The sequence below is a fragment of the Streptomyces sp. NPDC057616 genome, from assembly GCF_042800575.1.
Taxonomy (GTDB): Bacteria; Actinomycetota; Actinomycetes; order Streptomycetales; family Streptomycetaceae; genus Streptomyces.
On the sequence record NZ_JBHVGU010000017.1, the window covers coordinates 185187 to 199883 of the forward strand.

Genomic DNA, 14697 nt, shown 5'->3' on the forward strand with positions numbered 1-14697 from the left:
GTGAGCCTCTTGGAGCCCTGCTCCGCATATGGGGACCCGGAAGACGCCGGTTGAGGGCGGCACATGCGGACTCAGGTACCGGCAAACCCCCATCACTGTCGGCGCTACCGGTAGACTGGAAGCTAATCCCGCCCCACTCGTGGGGACCGTCCGGGAAAAGCTGAGCAACGCTGAACAAGGCTTACCAACGCAACATGCCGCAGCCGCTCCGGCAACCCGCCGACGAGCCTGGCTCGTGCTGTGCCAGAAAGGGCGCTTCGTGGCCGATTCCGGCAACCCCAACGAGAACATCCCGTCCACCGACGCCGGCGAGAACGGCGCGGTGACCTCGTCGAACGGCGAGGTCACCGCCTCGTACGACGCCAGCGCCATCACCGTCCTCGAAGGCCTGGACGCGGTCCGCAAGCGCCCCGGTATGTACATCGGCTCCACCGGTGAGCGGGGACTGCACCACCTCGTGTACGAGGTGGTCGACAACTCCGTCGACGAGGCGCTGGCCGGCCACGCGGACACCATCGACGTGACGATCCTGGCCGACGGCGGCGTCCGCGTCGTCGACAACGGCCGCGGCATCCCGGTGGGCATCGTCGCCTCCGAGGGCAAGCCCGCCCTCGAGGTCGTGCTGACCGTGCTGCACGCGGGCGGCAAGTTCGGCGGTGGCGGCTACGCGGTCTCCGGTGGTCTGCACGGCGTGGGCGTCTCGGTCGTCAACGCGCTGTCGGCGAAGGTCGCCGTCGAGGTCAAGACCGACGGCCACCGCTGGACGCAGGACTACAAGATGGGCGTCCCCACGGCGCCGCTCGCCCAGCACGAGGCCACCGACGTGACCGGCACCTCGGTCACCTTCTGGGCCGACCCGGACATCTTCGAGACCACCGAGTACTCCTTCGAGACGCTGTCGCGGCGCTTCCAGGAGATGGCGTTCCTCAACAAGGGTTTGACGATCAAACTCACCGACGAGCGCGAGTCGGCGAAGGCCACCAGCGGTGCGGACGAGGCGGGTGCGGACGAGAAGGACGAGGTCAAGACCGTCACGTACCACTACGAAGGCGGCATCGTCGACTTCGTGAAGTACCTCAACTCCCGCAAGGGGGACGTGGTTCACAACACCGTCATCGATCTCGAGGCGGAGGACAAGGACAAGAGCCTGTCCCTCGAGGTCGCGATGCAGTGGAACAGCGGTTACAGCGAGGGCGTGTACTCCTTCGCCAACATCATCCACACGCACGAGGGCGGTACGCACGAGGAGGGCTTCCGCGCGGCCCTCACGAGCCTCATCAACAAGTACGCGCGCGACAAGAAGCTGCTGCGCGAGAAGGACGACAACCTCACCGGTGACGACATCCGTGAGGGTCTGACCGCGATCATCTCGGTCAAGCTGAGCGAGCCGCAGTTCGAGGGCCAGACGAAGACCAAGCTGGGCAACACGGAGGCCAAGACCTTCGTGCAGCGGGCGGTCTACGAGCACCTCAACGACTGGCTGGACCGCAACCCGAACGAGGCCGCGGACATCATCCGCAAGGGCATCCAGGCGGCCACCGCGCGCGTGGCGGCCCGCAAGGCCCGCGACCTGACCCGCCGCAAGGGCCTGCTGGAGTCGGCGTCGCTGCCGGGCAAGCTGTCGGACTGCCAGTCCAACGACCCCACCAAGTGCGAGATCTTCATCGTCGAGGGTGACTCCGCCGGCGGCTCGGCCAAGTCCGGTCGCAACCCGCAGTACCAGGCGATCCTCCCCATCCGCGGCAAGATCCTGAACGTGGAGAAGGCCAGGATCGACAAGATCCTGCAGAACCAGGAGATCCAGGCGCTCATCTCCGCCTTCGGCACGGGTGTGCACGAGGACTTCGACATCGAGAAGCTCCGCTATCACAAGATCATCCTGATGGCGGACGCCGACGTCGACGGCCAGCACATCAACACCCTGCTGCTGACCTTCCTGTTCCGCTTCATGCGGCCGCTGGTCGAGGCCGGGCACGTCTTCCTGTCCCGTCCGCCGCTCTACAAGATCAAGTGGGGCCGGGACGAGGTCGAGTACGCCTACTCCGACCGCGAGCGCGACGCGCTGCTGGAGATGGGCCGCCAGCGCGGCAAGCGCGTGCGCGAGGACTCCATCCAGCGCTTCAAGGGTCTCGGCGAGATGAACGCCGAGGAGCTGCGCGTGACCACCATGGACCAGGAGCACCGCGTCCTCGGCCAGGTCACCCTCGACGACGCCGCCCAGGCCGACGACCTGTTCTCGGTCCTGATGGGCGAGGACGTCGAGGCCCGGCGCCAGTTCATCCAGCGCAACGCCAAGGACGTCCGGTTCCTCGACATCTGAGTCGGTCTCAGCTGACCGCACCAGGAAGGATCTTCACCAGCAATGGCCGACGAGAACACTCCCGTCACCCCTGAAGAGGGCGGCGACCTCGCGATGCGCATCGAGCCCGTCGGGCTCGAGACGGAGATGCAGCGCTCGTACCTCGACTACGCGATGTCCGTCATCGTCTCGCGTGCGCTGCCCGACGTCCGGGACGGTCTCAAGCCCGTCCACCGCCGCGTCCTGTACGCGATGTACGACGGCGGCTACCGCCCCGAGCGCGGCTTCTACAAGTGCGCGCGCGTGGTCGGCGACGTCATGGGCAACTACCACCCGCACGGCGACAGTTCGATCTACGACGCGCTGGTCCGCCTCGCGCAGCCGTGGTCGATGCGGATGCCGCTGGTGGACTCCAACGGCAACTTCGGCTCTCCGGGCAACGACCCGGCGGCGGCCATGCGCTACACCGAGTGCAAGATGGCGCCGCTGTCGATGGAGATGGTCCGTGACATCGACGAGGAGACCGTCGACTTCACGGACAACTACGACGGCCGCTCCCAGGAGCCGACCGTCCTGCCCGCCCGCTTCCCGAACCTGCTGATCAACGGCTCGGCCGGTATCGCGGTCGGCATGGCGACCAACATCCCGCCGCACAACCTGCGCGAGGTCGCGGCCGGCGCCCAGTGGTACCTGGAGAACCCGGAGGCCTCGCACGAGGAGCTCCTGGACGCGCTCATCGAGCGCATCAAGGGCCCGGACTTCCCGACCGGCGCGCTCGTGGTCGGCCGCAAGGGCATCGAGGAGGCGTACCGCACCGGCCGTGGCTCGATCACCATGCGCGCGGTCGTCGAGGTCGAGGAGATCCAGAACCGTCAGTGCCTGGTGGTCACGGAGCTGCCCTACCAGGTCAACCCCGACAACCTCGCGCAGAAGATCGCCGACCTGGTGAAGGACGGCAAGATCGGCGGCATCGCGGACGTCCGCGACGAGACCTCCTCGCGCACCGGCCAGCGCCTGGTCATCGTGCTCAAGCGGGACGCGGTCGCCAAGGTCGTCCTGAACAACCTCTACAAGCACACGGACCTGCAGACGAACTTCGGCGCCAACATGCTGGCGCTCGTCGACGGTGTCCCGCGCACCCTCTCGCTCGACGCGTTCATCCGCCACTGGGTGACGCACCAGATCGAGGTCATCGTCCGCCGTACGCGCTTCCGGCTGCGCAAGGCCGAGGAGCGTGCGCACATCCTGCGCGGCCTGCTGAAGGCCCTGGACGCCATCGACGAGGTCATCGCGCTGATCCGGCGCAGTGAGACCGTCGAGATCGCGCGTACGGGCCTGATGGGCCTCCTGGAGATCGACGAGATCCAGGCGAACGCCATCCTCGAGATGCAGCTGCGCCGACTGGCCGCCCTGGAGCGCCAGAAGATCGTCCAGGAGCACGACGAGCTCCAGGCGAAGATCACCGAGTACAACGAGATCCTGGCCTCCCCGGTCCGCCAGCGCGGCATCGTCAGCGCCGAGCTGGCCGCGATCGTCGAGAAGTACGGCGACGACCGCAAGACGATGCTGGTGCCCTTCGACGGCGACATGTCCATCGAGGACCTGATCGCCGAGGAGGACATCGTCGTCACGGTCTCGCGTGGCGGTTACGTCAAGCGCACCAAGACCGTCGACTACCGGGCGCAGAAGCGCGGCGGCAAGGGCGTGCGCGGGACGAAGCTGAAGGAAGACGACATCGTCGACCACTTCTTCGTCTCCACCACCCACCACTGGCTGCTGTTCTTCACCAACAAGGGCCGCGTGTACCGCGCGAAGGCCTACGAGCTGCCCGACGCCGGCCGGGACGCCCGCGGCCAGCACGTCGCCAACCTGCTGGCCTTCCAGCCGGACGAGGCGATCGCCGAGATCCTCGCCATCCGCGACTACGAGGCGGTGCCGTACCTGGTCCTCGCCACCAAGGGCGGCCTGGTCAAGAAGACGCCTCTGAAGGATTACGATTCGCCGCGTTCCGGCGGCGTCATCGCGATCAACCTCCGTGAGATGGAGGATGGTTCCGACGACGAACTGATCGGCGCCGAACTCGTTTCGGCCGATGACGATCTGCTTCTGATCAGCAAGAAGGCCCAATCGATCAGGTTCACCGCCACGGACGACAGCCTCCGGCCCATGGGCCGTGCCACCTCGGGTGTCAAGGGCATGAGTTTCCGTGAGGGCGACGAACTTCTGTCGATGAATGTTGTTCGACCCGGTACGTTCGTGTTCACTGCCACAGACGGCGGGTACGCGAAGCGGACCAACGTCGACGAGTACCGCGTCCAGGGTCGCGGCGGCCTCGGTATCAAGGCCGCCAAGATCGTGGAGGACCGCGGATCGCTCGTCGGCGCTCTGGTGGTCGAGGAGGCCGACGAGATCCTCGCCATCACGCTGTCGGGCGGTGTGATTCGTACGCGAGTCAACGAGGTCAGGGAGACGGGCCGTGACACCATGGGCGTCCAACTGATCAACCTGGGCAAGCGCGATGCCGTGGTCGGCATCGCTCGTAACGCCGAGGCGGGACGTGAGGCGGAGGAGGTCGACGGCGATGCCGTGGACGAGGCCGCCGAGGGTGCCGCGGACACCGGCACGGACGAGGGTGAGGCGCCCTCGGCCGAGTAGCACGAGGAGTGAGTCATCGTGAGCGGAGCCACGGGCGCCGGATCTGCCGGTACCTCAACTGGTACGGATGCGGACGGCGGCGGCCGTGGCTCCGCCGCGCGTGCGGCGGATCCGCACACCACTCAGCTGCGCAAGATCGACGCCGGCACCGAGGACTCGTCCTCGCCCGACACTCATGGATCCCAGGGGGGAACTGTGACGGACTCCCGAGGCCCGCAGACCCAGCAGTACGAGGCTGGAGCGGGCCCGGCCGCACCGGGTGCCCAGCCCGCGGCGCAGCAGGCGGCCTCCCCGCTCCCCGGGGAGCGGCAGTCGCAGCAGCAGCCCGCCGGGCCCTACCACCCGCCGCAGGCCTACCAGAACCAGCAGGCCCCGGGCCCGGCCGGCGCCGTACGGCGGCCGCGCACCGGCGCGCGCACCACGCCCCGCATCCGTAAGGCGCGTCTGCGCGTGGCGAAGGCCGACCCGTGGTCGGTCATGAAGGTGAGCTTCCTGCTCTCCATCGCGCTGGGTATCTGCACGATCGTCGCGTCCGCCGTGCTGTGGATGGTGATGGACGCGATGGGCGTCTTCTCGACGGTCGGCGGCACGATCTCCGAGGCGACCGGCTCCAACGAGTCGAACGGCTTCGACCTGCAGTCCTTCCTGTCGCTTCCGCATGTCCTGATGTTCACGTCGATCATCGCGGTCATCGACGTCGTCCTCGCGACGGCGCTCGCGACCCTCGGCGCGTTCATCTACAACCTCTCCGCGGGCTTCGTCGGCGGTGTCGAGCTGACGCTCGCCGAGGACGAGTGACCTTCACTCCGACAGCCGCTTCAAACCTCCTGCGCCGGCCCCCGGACAACCGATTTTGGGACTGCGCACGTCGTGCGCTAATCTTCAGGGGTCAGCGCGCGGGACGTACACCGCAGAGCGCGGCGGGGCTATAGCTCAGTTGGTTAGAGCGCATCCCTGATAAGGATGAGGCCACAGGTTCAAATCCTGTTAGCCCCACCAGCACGAAGACCCCCAACCGATCATGGTTGGGGGTCTTTGACATCCACGGCTGACATCAGCCGATGAGTGGATCTTCCAGAAGCTCGGCGAGCATGCCCACCGCTTCTCGCTCGCTGTCGCCCACCACGTGCGTGTAGACGTCCATGGTCATGCTGATCTGGCTGTGCCGGAGGATCGCCTGAGCGACCTTGGGATGCACCTTCAGGAAGGCGAGCAGGGTGCCGCAGGTGTGCCGGGCGAGCCGGACCGTGATGCGCCGCACACAGGCGCGCTTCACCAGACGGTCGAAGGTCCGCGAGAAGCCCACCGGGTCGATCATGCCGCCGTGCTCCGACGAGAAGATCAGGTCATGGCCCGGCTCCTGGGACCAGTGCTCACCCGCGATCTTCCGTTCCAGCCCTTGCAGCTCCCGACGCTCCTCCAGGGCTCGGGCGCAGAACTCCGGAAGCGGGAGCACCGCCTGGGACGACTCCGTCTTGAGGTCTTTGAGGACCAGTCCGACTCCCTTGACGCGCTGCACCTGCTTGACCGGGGTGAAGTGCCGCGCCTCGAAGTCGACGTCCTGCCAGCGCAGGCCCAGCAGCTCACTGCGACGCAGGCCGAGCACGAGGACCAGGACCAGGGCCGCGTAGAGGCGGTGAGCGCGTGCCGCCCGCAGGAACATGATGGCCTCGCGGGCGTTCCACGCCGTGCCCTTGTCCTTGGTGACCTTGGGCATGTCGACCAGGAGCGCGACGTTACGCGTCAGCAGCTCCTCACGGATGGCCCGGTTGAGCGCGTTACGGAGCACCCGCAGCACCTCAAACCGTGCGGAGGCGCCGACGTCCTCGCGCTTCAACACGGCCATGAAGGCACGGATCTGGGCGGGCGTGAGCTTGACCAACGACTTCTTGCCCAGGTGCGGCAGGAGGTACAGCCGGACCTTGGACTCGTACTTGACGTACGTGTTGTGCTCTCGTTCCGGCTCCACGATGTGCTCCAGCCAGTAAGCCAGCCACTCGCCGACCGTCCAGGACCGGGAAGGCACCGGGACGCCGTTGCGCTCCTGGTCCTGCAGCTTGCCGAGCTTCTCGTTCGCCTCGTCCCAGGTGGATCCGTAGACGTACTTCCGGACGCGATTTCCGTCGGTGTCGGTGACGTAGGCAGCGCCCTGGTAACGGCCGTCCTTGCGCTTGGCGATCGTGCCACCGCCGTTGGGTCGACGCTTGGCCATCAGGCTGCCTCCCCGATATGCCGGCGGATGAAGTCCTGCACTGCGTCAGACGGGATACGGCGGCAGCCGTCGACCTTGATTGAGACCAGACGGTGCGTGCGAATCAGGTCGTAGACCTTGGTTCGGCCTACCTTGAGCTGCCGCATGACCTCTCCCACGGTCAGCAGCTCGACAGGGGCGGCGGTAGTCATGCGGCGGCTCCTTCCAAGGTGAGTTGAGCGGGCAGTTCTTCACGTGCGATCTCGCGGTTGAGCTGGATGTCGCGGTGGATGTTGGCGGCGAGCCAGGATTCGCCGGGGGTGTGGCCGTGTCCGGCGTAGGTCCAGTGGGCGAGGGTGAGCGTGGTTGCTTCCGGGTTGTCGTCCGGGTCGGGCAGGCCGAGCGCTTCGCGTTGTTGGGCGGCGCGGTAGAGGGCGCGGACCTGCCGCAGGGCGCCGAGCGTGGTGGAGTAGCGGCGGGACTTGGTGGAGAAGTGGCCGCGGAAGCCGAGCATGTGAGCCCAGTCCCGCAGCTTGCGGTCCGGGTAGAGGGCGTGGAGGTCGAGGCAGGCCGCGATGAGTCGGGCGGGGTGGTCGGGCACGTCGAGCAGGACCAGGGCCTCTTTGTTGCCGATCCGCCGGTCTACGGCGCCGGTGGTCTCGGCGGCCTTGGTGGCGTACTTGGCGACGTAGGCGGCGACCTTCTGTTCGGTGATCTCCTTGTCGTCTCCGAAGGCAAGGATCGGCCGGACGTCGAACTTGACGCCCCAGCGCAGCGTGCGGGCGGGCTGGTCACCGGCCGGGGGTACGTCGATGGCGACGCGTTCGACGGCGGCGATGATGGCGTCGGTGAGGAGTTCGAGGGTGGCCCAGGCCGGGGGCGCGTCATCGGGTCCGTCGGGTCCGTCGAAGCGGATCACCGCGTGGAAGTGCACGGCCCCGCGCTTTTGGTACTCGGCGACCTTGCCGAAGGAGACCCGGGACTGTTCCCGCGCGTCCTTCTGCGTGAGTCCGGCCCGCTTGGCGATCTCACGGCGCAGGTAGATCGTGAAGTAGCGCCACAGGTCGGACGCGTGGTTGTTCCACAGCACCGCGCCCGCGTAGTCGTACGCCTCGGGATCGAGCGGGGTGCCGAGTTCGGGCGCGTCCTCCGCGTGCCGGGTGCCGCAGCGGCAGCGGCCGGTGTCGGGCCGGTTGTGGACCGGGCCGAACGAGGGCGCGGTGAGGGTGGCAAAGACGCGCGGGTGGTCCCGGATGGTGTGCGGGGTGCCCTTGTCCGGGTCACCGGCCAGTCCGGCGCGGATGAGGTGGTAGGTGTCTCCGGCGTAGGTCCAGGCGCAGGCCGGGCAGCGGGAGGCACGGCGGTTGCCGCAGGCGATGCGGAGCATGCCGCCCGGCTCGGTGTCTGTGGAGTACGCGTGCAGCACCGTCTTCGTCGCCGGATCGATCGTCTTGGTGCCGCCGATCAGGCGGATCGGGTCCGAGCAGCCGCCGGTACGGCGGATCTGCTCTTGCCAGCGGTCGAAGTCGGCCTGATTGGCCACCCTCAGCACATCGCCGAGGGTGGCCGCATCGAGGCCCGCCAGAGTGGCGGTGTCGGTCACGTGATCACCGGCCCCAACGGCGCTTCTGCGGCGTGCTGGCGGTGCTGCTGGACGGGCCGGACTGCTCCTTGGAGGGCCGAGGGCCAGACATCGGCAGCTTGCCGCTGTCGTGGCGACTGTGGGCCTTGGCGGTCTTCTTCAGCCGGTCGTAGTCGCCGTCGATCCCCTCGTAGTGGGTGCGGTCGACGCCGAGGCTCCAGCGGCGGGGCATCAGACGCTCACCGCCTGCGTGCGCACGGCCAGGGCGCGGGCGGAGTGGCCGGTGCCCTGGCAAGCGGGGCAGGTGACGCGGAGGGTGATGCGGGTGCCGGTGGCGTGCCGGGTGCCGGTGGTGATGGCGACGACGGGGAAGCCGTCGCAGTCGCGGCAGACGGGCGTGTTCGGGGCGTGCTGGGGCATGATGAGGCGTCCCTTTCGGGTCCGTTGGATCTGGAAGAGGTGCAGGCGTCCGGGGCGGCGGTTCTTTGGCGAGAGAGCCGCCCCGGGGGCCGTTTAGAGCTTGACGCCGGTGACCTTGCGGAAGATCCGCTTGTCGCCGTCGGTGGCGGTGCCGTCGGAGAGGCGGTCACGGATCGCGTTGAGTTCCGCGCTGCCCTGCCGCTTGGCCGCCTGGATCTCCCGTTCCTGCTGATTGGCGTCGACCGGGGGACGCTTGCTGAAGAGGCCCATGTCAGTGCTTCCTTTCCTGGTTGAGGAGCGAGCGGAGAACGACGGCGGTCACGGCGACAGACATGCCGGTGATGGCGACCGCGAGGAGCATGGAGACCAGCACGGCGCCGACGACGAGGACCACGGCGGTGCCGCCGCCGACCAGGACGAGCGTGGTGCCGGGGGTGAGCTGGACGGTCGGCCGGTTCGAGACCGGGGCCGCCGCAACCGGGGCCGGGACCGTCGGCTGGATGGATGCCGGGGTGTGGTTGGCCGGCACGGTGGCCGTGGCGGGCGGTGCGGTGTCCTGGGGCGGGTACTTGGGCGTGAACATGGGGCGGGTCCCTTCTACTTGAGGACGGTGCCGAGGGCGGGGGCGAGGACGCTTCCGGCGGCGAGGTAGCCGCCGACCAGGAGCACGGCGACCAGCCACCACGGCGGGCGGGCGAGCTTGACGCCGAGGCATCCGACGACGAGCAGGGCGAGCCAGAGCGGGACGTCCATGACGGATCTCCTGTCAGGCCTTGCAGCGGTGGGTGCGGGCGGAGAGTTCGGCGCCAGCGCGGGTGTCGTAGTCGGCGGCGAAGCCGCAGCCCGGCGCAGTGCAGGCGGCGGTGTGCTTGTCGCGGCCACGGCCGTCGTAGGCGGTGGCGACCTGTACAGGGCCGATACGGATCACGTTGCGGAAGCGGCGGTAGGCGGTCACGGGCGGTTTCTCCCTTCCTGATCAGGCGAGTTGGAGTTCGGCGGCGATGGCGTCGACCATCGGGGCGGGCAGTTGGAGCCGGGCAGATAGGGCGTCGGCGGGCATCGGCGAGCCCGTCGCGGCGCGGTGGGAGTCGGCGATCTTGCGAGCGTGATCGAGCAGCGCGGCCGGAACCGCGGGCGCGCGTGGCGTGGGCTGTGGCGGTGCAGGAGTCAGCTCGGGCACGGCCGGGGCGGGGTCCGGGACGGGGGCGTCGGTGCGGTGGGTCTCGACTTCTGGCGTTGCCACCTCGTCCACAGCCTGTGCAGGACCAGCCGGGCTGTCGGGTGAGTGGACCAGGAGGGTTCCGCCGAGGAAGGCCAGAGCGGGCCAGCCAGCCACGAGAATGCACAGCCAGGCGGGCACCTGGGCCAGGTCGAGGAGTCCGGCGGTGGCGATGTTCGCACCGAGAGACGCGAACAGGGCGATGACGAACCAGATCCAGGCGGAGCGGTCGCGGCGGGCCGTGCGTAGTCGGCGCCAGGCGGCGACCAGAAGCAGGTCGACGGAGACCGGGTAGGCCCATGCTTTCCAGCCGGTCTGTCCAGCGGCTTCAGCCAGGTCGTGCAGGTGGGCGAAGGACAGCGCGCCAGCGATGACGGCCTGGACGAGCACGGCATCAACGCGGATCGAGCGGGACATGCGGTGCACCTCCCTTCAGGGGAGTCGGGCCATGGGCGGTAGCGGGTGCTACTCAGTGACCGGGCGGGGCTTGACCAGCGACGGACCCGCCGCCGGGTCGGGAGCAGGCACGAAGGGGCGGAACGGGTCGAGGAAGGAGAGATCCGGGACCAGGTGGGCGAACTCCCGGCAGACCGCCACGACTTCATCGCGCGAGGTGTTCGGCGTGCGGATCTTCGACCAGCCGCCGGAGGAGTCCGCCGCGACAGCGGTTCCGGGACGGTTCATCGGGATCAGGCTCGCGGCCGGGACCGCGTCCGGGGCCACGTCCGCCAGGCCCATTTCGGCGGTCTGCTTGTCGTTGACGCGGTGCACCACGCGGCCGGTGAGCTGGGCGCGGAGCATGGTGGCGCCCTTGCCCAGGTCGGAGCCGAAGCGCTGCCCGCAGATCTCCAGGTAGATGCCGATGGCGCGGGCCATCTGCGCCAGCCGGATCAGCGCGGTGACGATCCGTTCCCGGCGCTCCTCATCCTTCTTGGAGGAGATCAGGAACAGTTCCGCCACCTCGTCGACCAGCACGACCACCGGCACCGGGCGCAGCGCTGCGGGCAGCTCCCACAGGTCCGAGACGCCGTTGCGGCTGAGCAGGTCGAAGCGGTCTTCCATCTCTGCAACCAGGACGCCGAGCAGTGAGGCGGCATCGTCGGGGGTAGTGACCAGCGCCGACAGGCGGGACGCGAAGGCGGACTGTTCCACCCCGCGCTTGCAGTCGACGCCGACCAGGGCCACCGGCAGTTGCGCCAGCCCCTTGATCAGGTTGCGCTGATACATGGACTTGCCGGAGTGGTTGGCGCCCAGGGTGAGCGCCATCGGTGCCTTGCGGTAGTCCCGCTCGAACGCGGTCCCGTCCTCGCGCACCGCGACCGGAACGGCCATGTCGTGCGGGCGGGCCTTGCGGGGCATCTTCACCCGGCGCAGCACGTCGTAGCCGGTCATCCGCAGTTCCACGAAACCGGGCTTCGTCTCGACCACGGTCACGGAGTGGACGCCCCAGGCGTGCCGGAGCCGTTCCGAGGAGGCCATCAGATCGGCGGGCTCCAGGCCAGCGGGAAGCCGCAGGGTGACCCGCAGTCCGGTCGAGGTGCCGCGTACCCGGCGGATCTTCGGCGGGACCGGCTGGACCTCGCGGCGGGCAACGCTGCGGGTGAAGAACGCCCGCAGTCCCGAGGGCTGAACCGTCAGCCCGCACACGTCCATCGTCGAGCGGTAGGAGAGGGTGAAGCGGCCCCAGGTGACCGGCATCCCGACCAGCGACCAGTACACGCGCGGTGCGCGGACCTTCGCGTAGCCGAGACCACCGGCACCGGACAGGGCTCCCGTGGCCTCCAGCCACGTCGTCAGGTCGGCCATGATCAGGCCGCCGGGGTGATCGCGACCGCGCGGAACGAGATCCCGTGCCGCTTCTGGCCGTTGAACTCGTTCTCCCAGTCACGCGCCTTCAGGCCGATGACCTTGACCGGCATGCCCGGCGCCAGCCCCTCGGGGAGACCGGTCTCCGGCACGGTCACCTGGTAGAGGTTGCCCTCCCCCTCATCCGAGACCAGCAGACCCACGGTCGAAAGACTCGCGTTGGTCTCCCGGTCCACGGCGCGCTCGCCGGTCTTCTTGTTGACCATCTTCGGTTCCGGCGCGGTCGCGACGAACACCACAGCGGTCGAAGTGTCGATCTTGAACGACGGCATGAATTGCTCCCTGAGTCGATGCTTCGGAGCAGCCCAAAGAAGGCCCTCCGTACCCGCTGTCCTAGGACTGCGAGCGACTTAGGGAGACTGTGGCACGCAGTCCTGGGACTGTCAACAGTCCTGGGACTGTGCTTGACTTATCTCGTCGAGAGGAGTCGTGAAATGGCGCCGAAGTGGCGGGAGCTGGCCGACAAGCTGGCTGAACAGATCAAGAGGGGTGAGTACGCGCCTGGCCAGCAGCTTCCGCAGATCAGGGAGCTAGTTGCGGCAGGCGAGGGCTCCAAGTCCACCGTCCACCAGGCATATAAGGCTCTTGAAGCCGAGGGCCTGGTGACGTCGTCTCGCGGGCACGGCACCGTCGTGCGACAGCGAGTTCCGCTCAAGCGGCTCGGCATCGGCCGGTACGACAAGGCGAAGTGGCGCGACGGCGACGAGGTGGCTTTCATCGCAGACCGCGTGGCCTCTGGGCGCAGCTACCGCCGAAACGAGCAGACCCAGACCGTTAGTCGCGTGGAAGCCCCGCCAGCGGTCGCCGCTGCCCACGGTCTCCCCGAGGGGGCGGAGGTGTACGCGCGAGCGCGGCTGGTGAAGGAAGGTGACCAGCCGACCCACACCCTGACCAGTTACTACCGGCCCGAACATGTCGAGGGGACCCGGCTCGTGGACCCGACCCCGGGGCCGGCCGGTCGCGGAGGCGGATTCCGGGTGCTGTATGACGCGGGATACGAGATCGACCACATGAAAGAGGAGATCTTCGCCAGGGCGGCCACGGCCGACGAAGTGAAGCTCTTGCAGCTGCCGCCGGGCGAACCAGTCGTTGAGCTGCATCGGACGACGTACACGGCCTCTGGCACAGTGGTGGAGTTCGCCATTGGTGTGCACGCGGCTTCGCGCTTCGCCTGGGAATACGACTTCAAGGTGCCGGACTCGACGAAGGGCGAGAAGGGGTAGGAATGATCTCCACTCAGGCATGGGCCGACGCACGGCGGCTGTGGGACTACCACCAGATGGGCCACGTCCTGCGGCCGTGCTCAGTCGCGATCGGGTTGGGTAGCCATGACCTGGGTGTGGCCGACACGGCGGTGGATCTGTACAAGCGCGGTATGGCTCCCCTGCTTGTGTTCACTGGAGCCACCAGCCCGACGACGCGCGAGCGCATGCCGCGGGGTGAAGCCGTCCACTACCGCGAACGAGCCCTCGAACTCGGTGTACCTAGCTCTGCCGTGCTCGTAGAGCCGAACGCCCGCAACACCGGCGAGAACATCCGCTTCTCCAGGACCTTGCTCGAGGAGGCTGGGGTAGACGTCTCCTCTGTGCTCCTCATCAGCAAGCCGTACGAGGAGAGGCGCGCGTACGCCACGGCGCGCAAGCTATGGCCCGAAGTCGAGATCGTCAGCGCGTCCACTCCGATGACGCTGGAGGAGTACGCGGACTCCATCCAGGACGCTCGGTTGGTCATTGACATGCTTGTGGGGGCACTTCAGCGACTGCTGATCTACCCGGAGCAGGGGTTCATGATCAGCCAGCCCGTACCGGATGACGTGCGTGAGGCTTACGAGCGACTGTGCCACGAGGGCTTCACCAGTCGCCTTCTCACCACTGACCGGCCCTCTGTCTGAGACTCGGCTCATGTCACGACAGCCAACCCCGCTCCACTCGGTCTCCGTGGCGGGAGTCGTTGTGCGTGAAGACGGCCGCGTGTTGGTGATCCGTCGTGCCGATAACGGCACGTGGGAGCCGCCCGGCGGGGTGCTTGAGCGTACGGAAGCCGTCGAAGAAGGGGTCTTCCGCGAGGTGTTCGAGGAGACCGGGATCAAGGTGCGCGTGGAGCGGCTGACCGGCGTCTACAAGAACATGACCATTGGTGTCGTCGCCCTGGTGTTCAGGTGTCGACCCGACGGCGGTCACGAGCAGCTCTCAGACGAGTCGACCGCGGTTGCATGGTTTACCCCGGACGAGGCCGTTGCGGCGATGAGCGAGGTCTACGCGATCCGCATCATGGACGCTCTGCGCGACGACGAGTCGCCACACATCCGAACCCACGACGGCCGCAAACTCGCACCGCCGATCGGTAGTTGATCTCCGACCGGCAGAGCCGTGTCGAGTCTCAGTTGATGCTTGACGGGTTGGCGTCGGGTGATGCTTGACGTCTGCCCTAGACGATCTTCCGGCGGTTGTGTTCGCCGGACTTGC

At 68.0% G+C, this 14697-nt stretch carries 18 protein-coding genes and 1 tRNA gene; 7 read left to right on the top strand and 12 right to left on the bottom strand.

Translation table 11 applies throughout. From position 1 onward, the window contains the following. The first annotated feature begins 235 nt into the window (after window positions 1–235). From gyrB to ACFU97_RS22785, 4 genes are all read left to right on the top strand, one after another. Window positions 236–2320, top strand: a complete 2085-nt coding sequence (gene gyrB, locus ACFU97_RS22770; protein ID WP_384259312.1) for a DNA topoisomerase (ATP-hydrolyzing) subunit B — start codon at window positions 236–238, stop codon at window positions 2318–2320. 42 nt (window positions 2321–2362) lie between these two features. Beyond that, a complete protein-coding gene (gene gyrA, locus ACFU97_RS22775) occupies window positions 2363–4954 on the top strand; it encodes a DNA gyrase subunit A (protein WP_384259314.1) in 2592 nt (863 codons plus the stop codon). An 18-nt stretch (window positions 4955–4972) separates the two neighbouring features. After that, window positions 4973–5752 carry a DUF3566 domain-containing protein gene (locus ACFU97_RS22780; protein WP_384259316.1) on the top strand — a complete coding sequence of 260 codons (780 nt, stop codon included), beginning with the start codon at window positions 4973–4975 and terminating at the stop codon, window positions 5750–5752. Between the two features lie 124 nt (window positions 5753–5876). Continuing rightward, a tRNA-Ile gene (locus tag ACFU97_RS22785) sits at window positions 5877–5953 on the top strand. Between the two features lie 55 nt (window positions 5954–6008). Here the strand turns inward: ACFU97_RS22785 and ACFU97_RS22790 are convergent. The 12 genes from ACFU97_RS22790 to ACFU97_RS22845 form a co-directional block, all read right to left on the bottom strand. Next, window positions 6009–7166 (bottom strand): tyrosine-type recombinase/integrase, encoded by a 1158-nt coding sequence (locus ACFU97_RS22790; protein ID WP_384259319.1) that lies wholly within the window; start codon window positions 7164–7166, stop codon window positions 6009–6011. Then, complete coding sequence (locus ACFU97_RS22795) at window positions 7166–7357, bottom strand: helix-turn-helix domain-containing protein (protein WP_384259321.1); 192 nt, start codon at window positions 7355–7357, stop codon at window positions 7166–7168. The genes ACFU97_RS22790 and ACFU97_RS22795 overlap by 1 nt, the downstream gene beginning before the upstream one ends. Next, a complete protein-coding gene (repSA, locus tag ACFU97_RS22800; RefSeq protein WP_384259323.1) occupies window positions 7354–8748 on the bottom strand; it encodes a replication initiator protein RepSA in 1395 nt (464 codons plus the stop codon). The genes ACFU97_RS22795 and repSA overlap by 4 nt, the downstream gene beginning before the upstream one ends. Before the next feature lie 4 nt (window positions 8749–8752). After that, window positions 8753–8959 (bottom strand): hypothetical protein, encoded by a 207-nt coding sequence (locus ACFU97_RS22805; RefSeq protein ID WP_384259326.1) that lies wholly within the window; start codon window positions 8957–8959, stop codon window positions 8753–8755. Beyond that, on the bottom strand, window positions 8959–9147 hold the full coding sequence (locus tag ACFU97_RS22810) for a hypothetical protein (RefSeq protein WP_384259328.1): 189 nt from the start codon (window positions 9145–9147) through the stop codon (window positions 8959–8961). Before ACFU97_RS22810 ends, ACFU97_RS22805 begins: the two co-directional genes overlap by 1 nt. Before the next feature lie 93 nt (window positions 9148–9240). After that, a complete protein-coding gene (locus ACFU97_RS22815) occupies window positions 9241–9417 on the bottom strand; it encodes a hypothetical protein (protein ID WP_384259331.1) in 177 nt (58 codons plus the stop codon). Window position 9418: 1 nt separating this feature from the next. Then, window positions 9419–9730, bottom strand: coding sequence for a SpdD protein (locus ACFU97_RS22820; protein ID WP_384259333.1), 312 nt, complete (start codon window positions 9728–9730; stop codon window positions 9419–9421). 14 nt (window positions 9731–9744) lie between these two features. Continuing rightward, on the bottom strand, window positions 9745–9900 hold the full coding sequence (locus ACFU97_RS22825) for a hypothetical protein (protein WP_384259335.1): 156 nt from the start codon (window positions 9898–9900) through the stop codon (window positions 9745–9747). 13 nt (window positions 9901–9913) lie between these two features. Next, on the bottom strand, window positions 9914–10102 hold the full coding sequence (locus tag ACFU97_RS22830) for a mobile element transfer protein (protein WP_384259337.1): 189 nt from the start codon (window positions 10100–10102) through the stop codon (window positions 9914–9916). Between the two features lie 21 nt (window positions 10103–10123). Beyond that, window positions 10124–10783: a DUF2637 domain-containing protein gene (locus tag ACFU97_RS22835; RefSeq protein ID WP_384259340.1), complete on the bottom strand. Its 660-nt coding sequence runs from the start codon at window positions 10781–10783 to the stop codon at window positions 10124–10126. A gap of 48 nt (window positions 10784–10831) precedes the next feature. Then, window positions 10832–12172 carry an FtsK/SpoIIIE domain-containing protein gene (locus tag ACFU97_RS22840; protein ID WP_384259342.1) on the bottom strand — a complete coding sequence of 447 codons (1341 nt, stop codon included), beginning with the start codon at window positions 12170–12172 and terminating at the stop codon, window positions 10832–10834. A 2-nt stretch (window positions 12173–12174) separates the two neighbouring features. Beyond that, complete coding sequence (locus ACFU97_RS22845) at window positions 12175–12504, bottom strand: hypothetical protein (RefSeq protein WP_043433451.1); 330 nt, start codon at window positions 12502–12504, stop codon at window positions 12175–12177. 162 nt (window positions 12505–12666) lie between these two features. On the opposite strand from ACFU97_RS22845, the gene ACFU97_RS22850 reads away from it, so the two are divergent. From ACFU97_RS22850 to ACFU97_RS22860, 3 genes are read left to right on the top strand one after another with little or no spacing between them, the layout of a single operon-like run. Beyond that, window positions 12667–13455: a GntR family transcriptional regulator gene (locus ACFU97_RS22850; RefSeq protein WP_384259345.1), complete on the top strand. Its 789-nt coding sequence runs from the start codon at window positions 12667–12669 to the stop codon at window positions 13453–13455. A 2-nt stretch (window positions 13456–13457) separates the two neighbouring features. After that, on the top strand, window positions 13458–14123 hold the full coding sequence (locus tag ACFU97_RS22855) for a YdcF family protein (RefSeq protein ID WP_384259347.1): 666 nt from the start codon (window positions 13458–13460) through the stop codon (window positions 14121–14123). 10 nt (window positions 14124–14133) lie between these two features. Next, complete coding sequence (locus ACFU97_RS22860) at window positions 14134–14583, top strand: NUDIX domain-containing protein (RefSeq protein WP_384259350.1); 450 nt, start codon at window positions 14134–14136, stop codon at window positions 14581–14583. Window positions 14584–14697: the final 114 nt, after the last annotated feature.

Excerpts from the sequence above, each read along its gene's own strand:
- gyrA (WP_384259314.1), top strand. The coding sequence starts at position 2,363 with ATGGCCGACGAGAACACTCCCGTCACCCCTGAAGAGGGCGGCGACCTC.
- ACFU97_RS22790 (WP_384259319.1), bottom strand. The coding sequence starts at position 7,166 with ATGGCCAAGCGTCGACCCAACGGCGGTGGCACGATCGCCAAGCGCAAG.
- ACFU97_RS22795 (WP_384259321.1), bottom strand. The coding sequence starts at position 7,357 with ATGACTACCGCCGCCCCTGTCGAGCTGCTGACCGTGGGAGAGGTCATG.
- ACFU97_RS22805 (WP_384259326.1), bottom strand. The coding sequence starts at position 8,959 with ATGCCCCGCCGCTGGAGCCTCGGCGTCGACCGCACCCACTACGAGGGG.
- ACFU97_RS22810 (WP_384259328.1), bottom strand. The coding sequence starts at position 9,147 with ATGCCCCAGCACGCCCCGAACACGCCCGTCTGCCGCGACTGCGACGGC.
- ACFU97_RS22815 (WP_384259331.1), bottom strand. The coding sequence starts at position 9,417 with ATGGGCCTCTTCAGCAAGCGTCCCCCGGTCGACGCCAATCAGCAGGAA.
- ACFU97_RS22820 (WP_384259333.1), bottom strand. The coding sequence starts at position 9,730 with ATGTTCACGCCCAAGTACCCGCCCCAGGACACCGCACCGCCCGCCACG.
- ACFU97_RS22825 (WP_384259335.1), bottom strand. The coding sequence starts at position 9,900 with ATGGACGTCCCGCTCTGGCTCGCCCTGCTCGTCGTCGGATGCCTCGGC.
- ACFU97_RS22835 (WP_384259340.1), bottom strand. The coding sequence starts at position 10,783 with ATGTCCCGCTCGATCCGCGTTGATGCCGTGCTCGTCCAGGCCGTCATC.
- ACFU97_RS22840 (WP_384259342.1), bottom strand. The coding sequence starts at position 12,172 with ATGGCCGACCTGACGACGTGGCTGGAGGCCACGGGAGCCCTGTCCGGT.
- ACFU97_RS22845 (WP_043433451.1), bottom strand. The coding sequence starts at position 12,504 with ATGCCGTCGTTCAAGATCGACACTTCGACCGCTGTGGTGTTCGTCGCG.
- ACFU97_RS22850 (WP_384259345.1), top strand. The coding sequence starts at position 12,667 with ATGGCGCCGAAGTGGCGGGAGCTGGCCGACAAGCTGGCTGAACAGATC.
- ACFU97_RS22855 (WP_384259347.1), top strand. The coding sequence starts at position 13,458 with ATGATCTCCACTCAGGCATGGGCCGACGCACGGCGGCTGTGGGACTAC.
- ACFU97_RS22860 (WP_384259350.1), top strand. The coding sequence starts at position 14,134 with ATGTCACGACAGCCAACCCCGCTCCACTCGGTCTCCGTGGCGGGAGTC.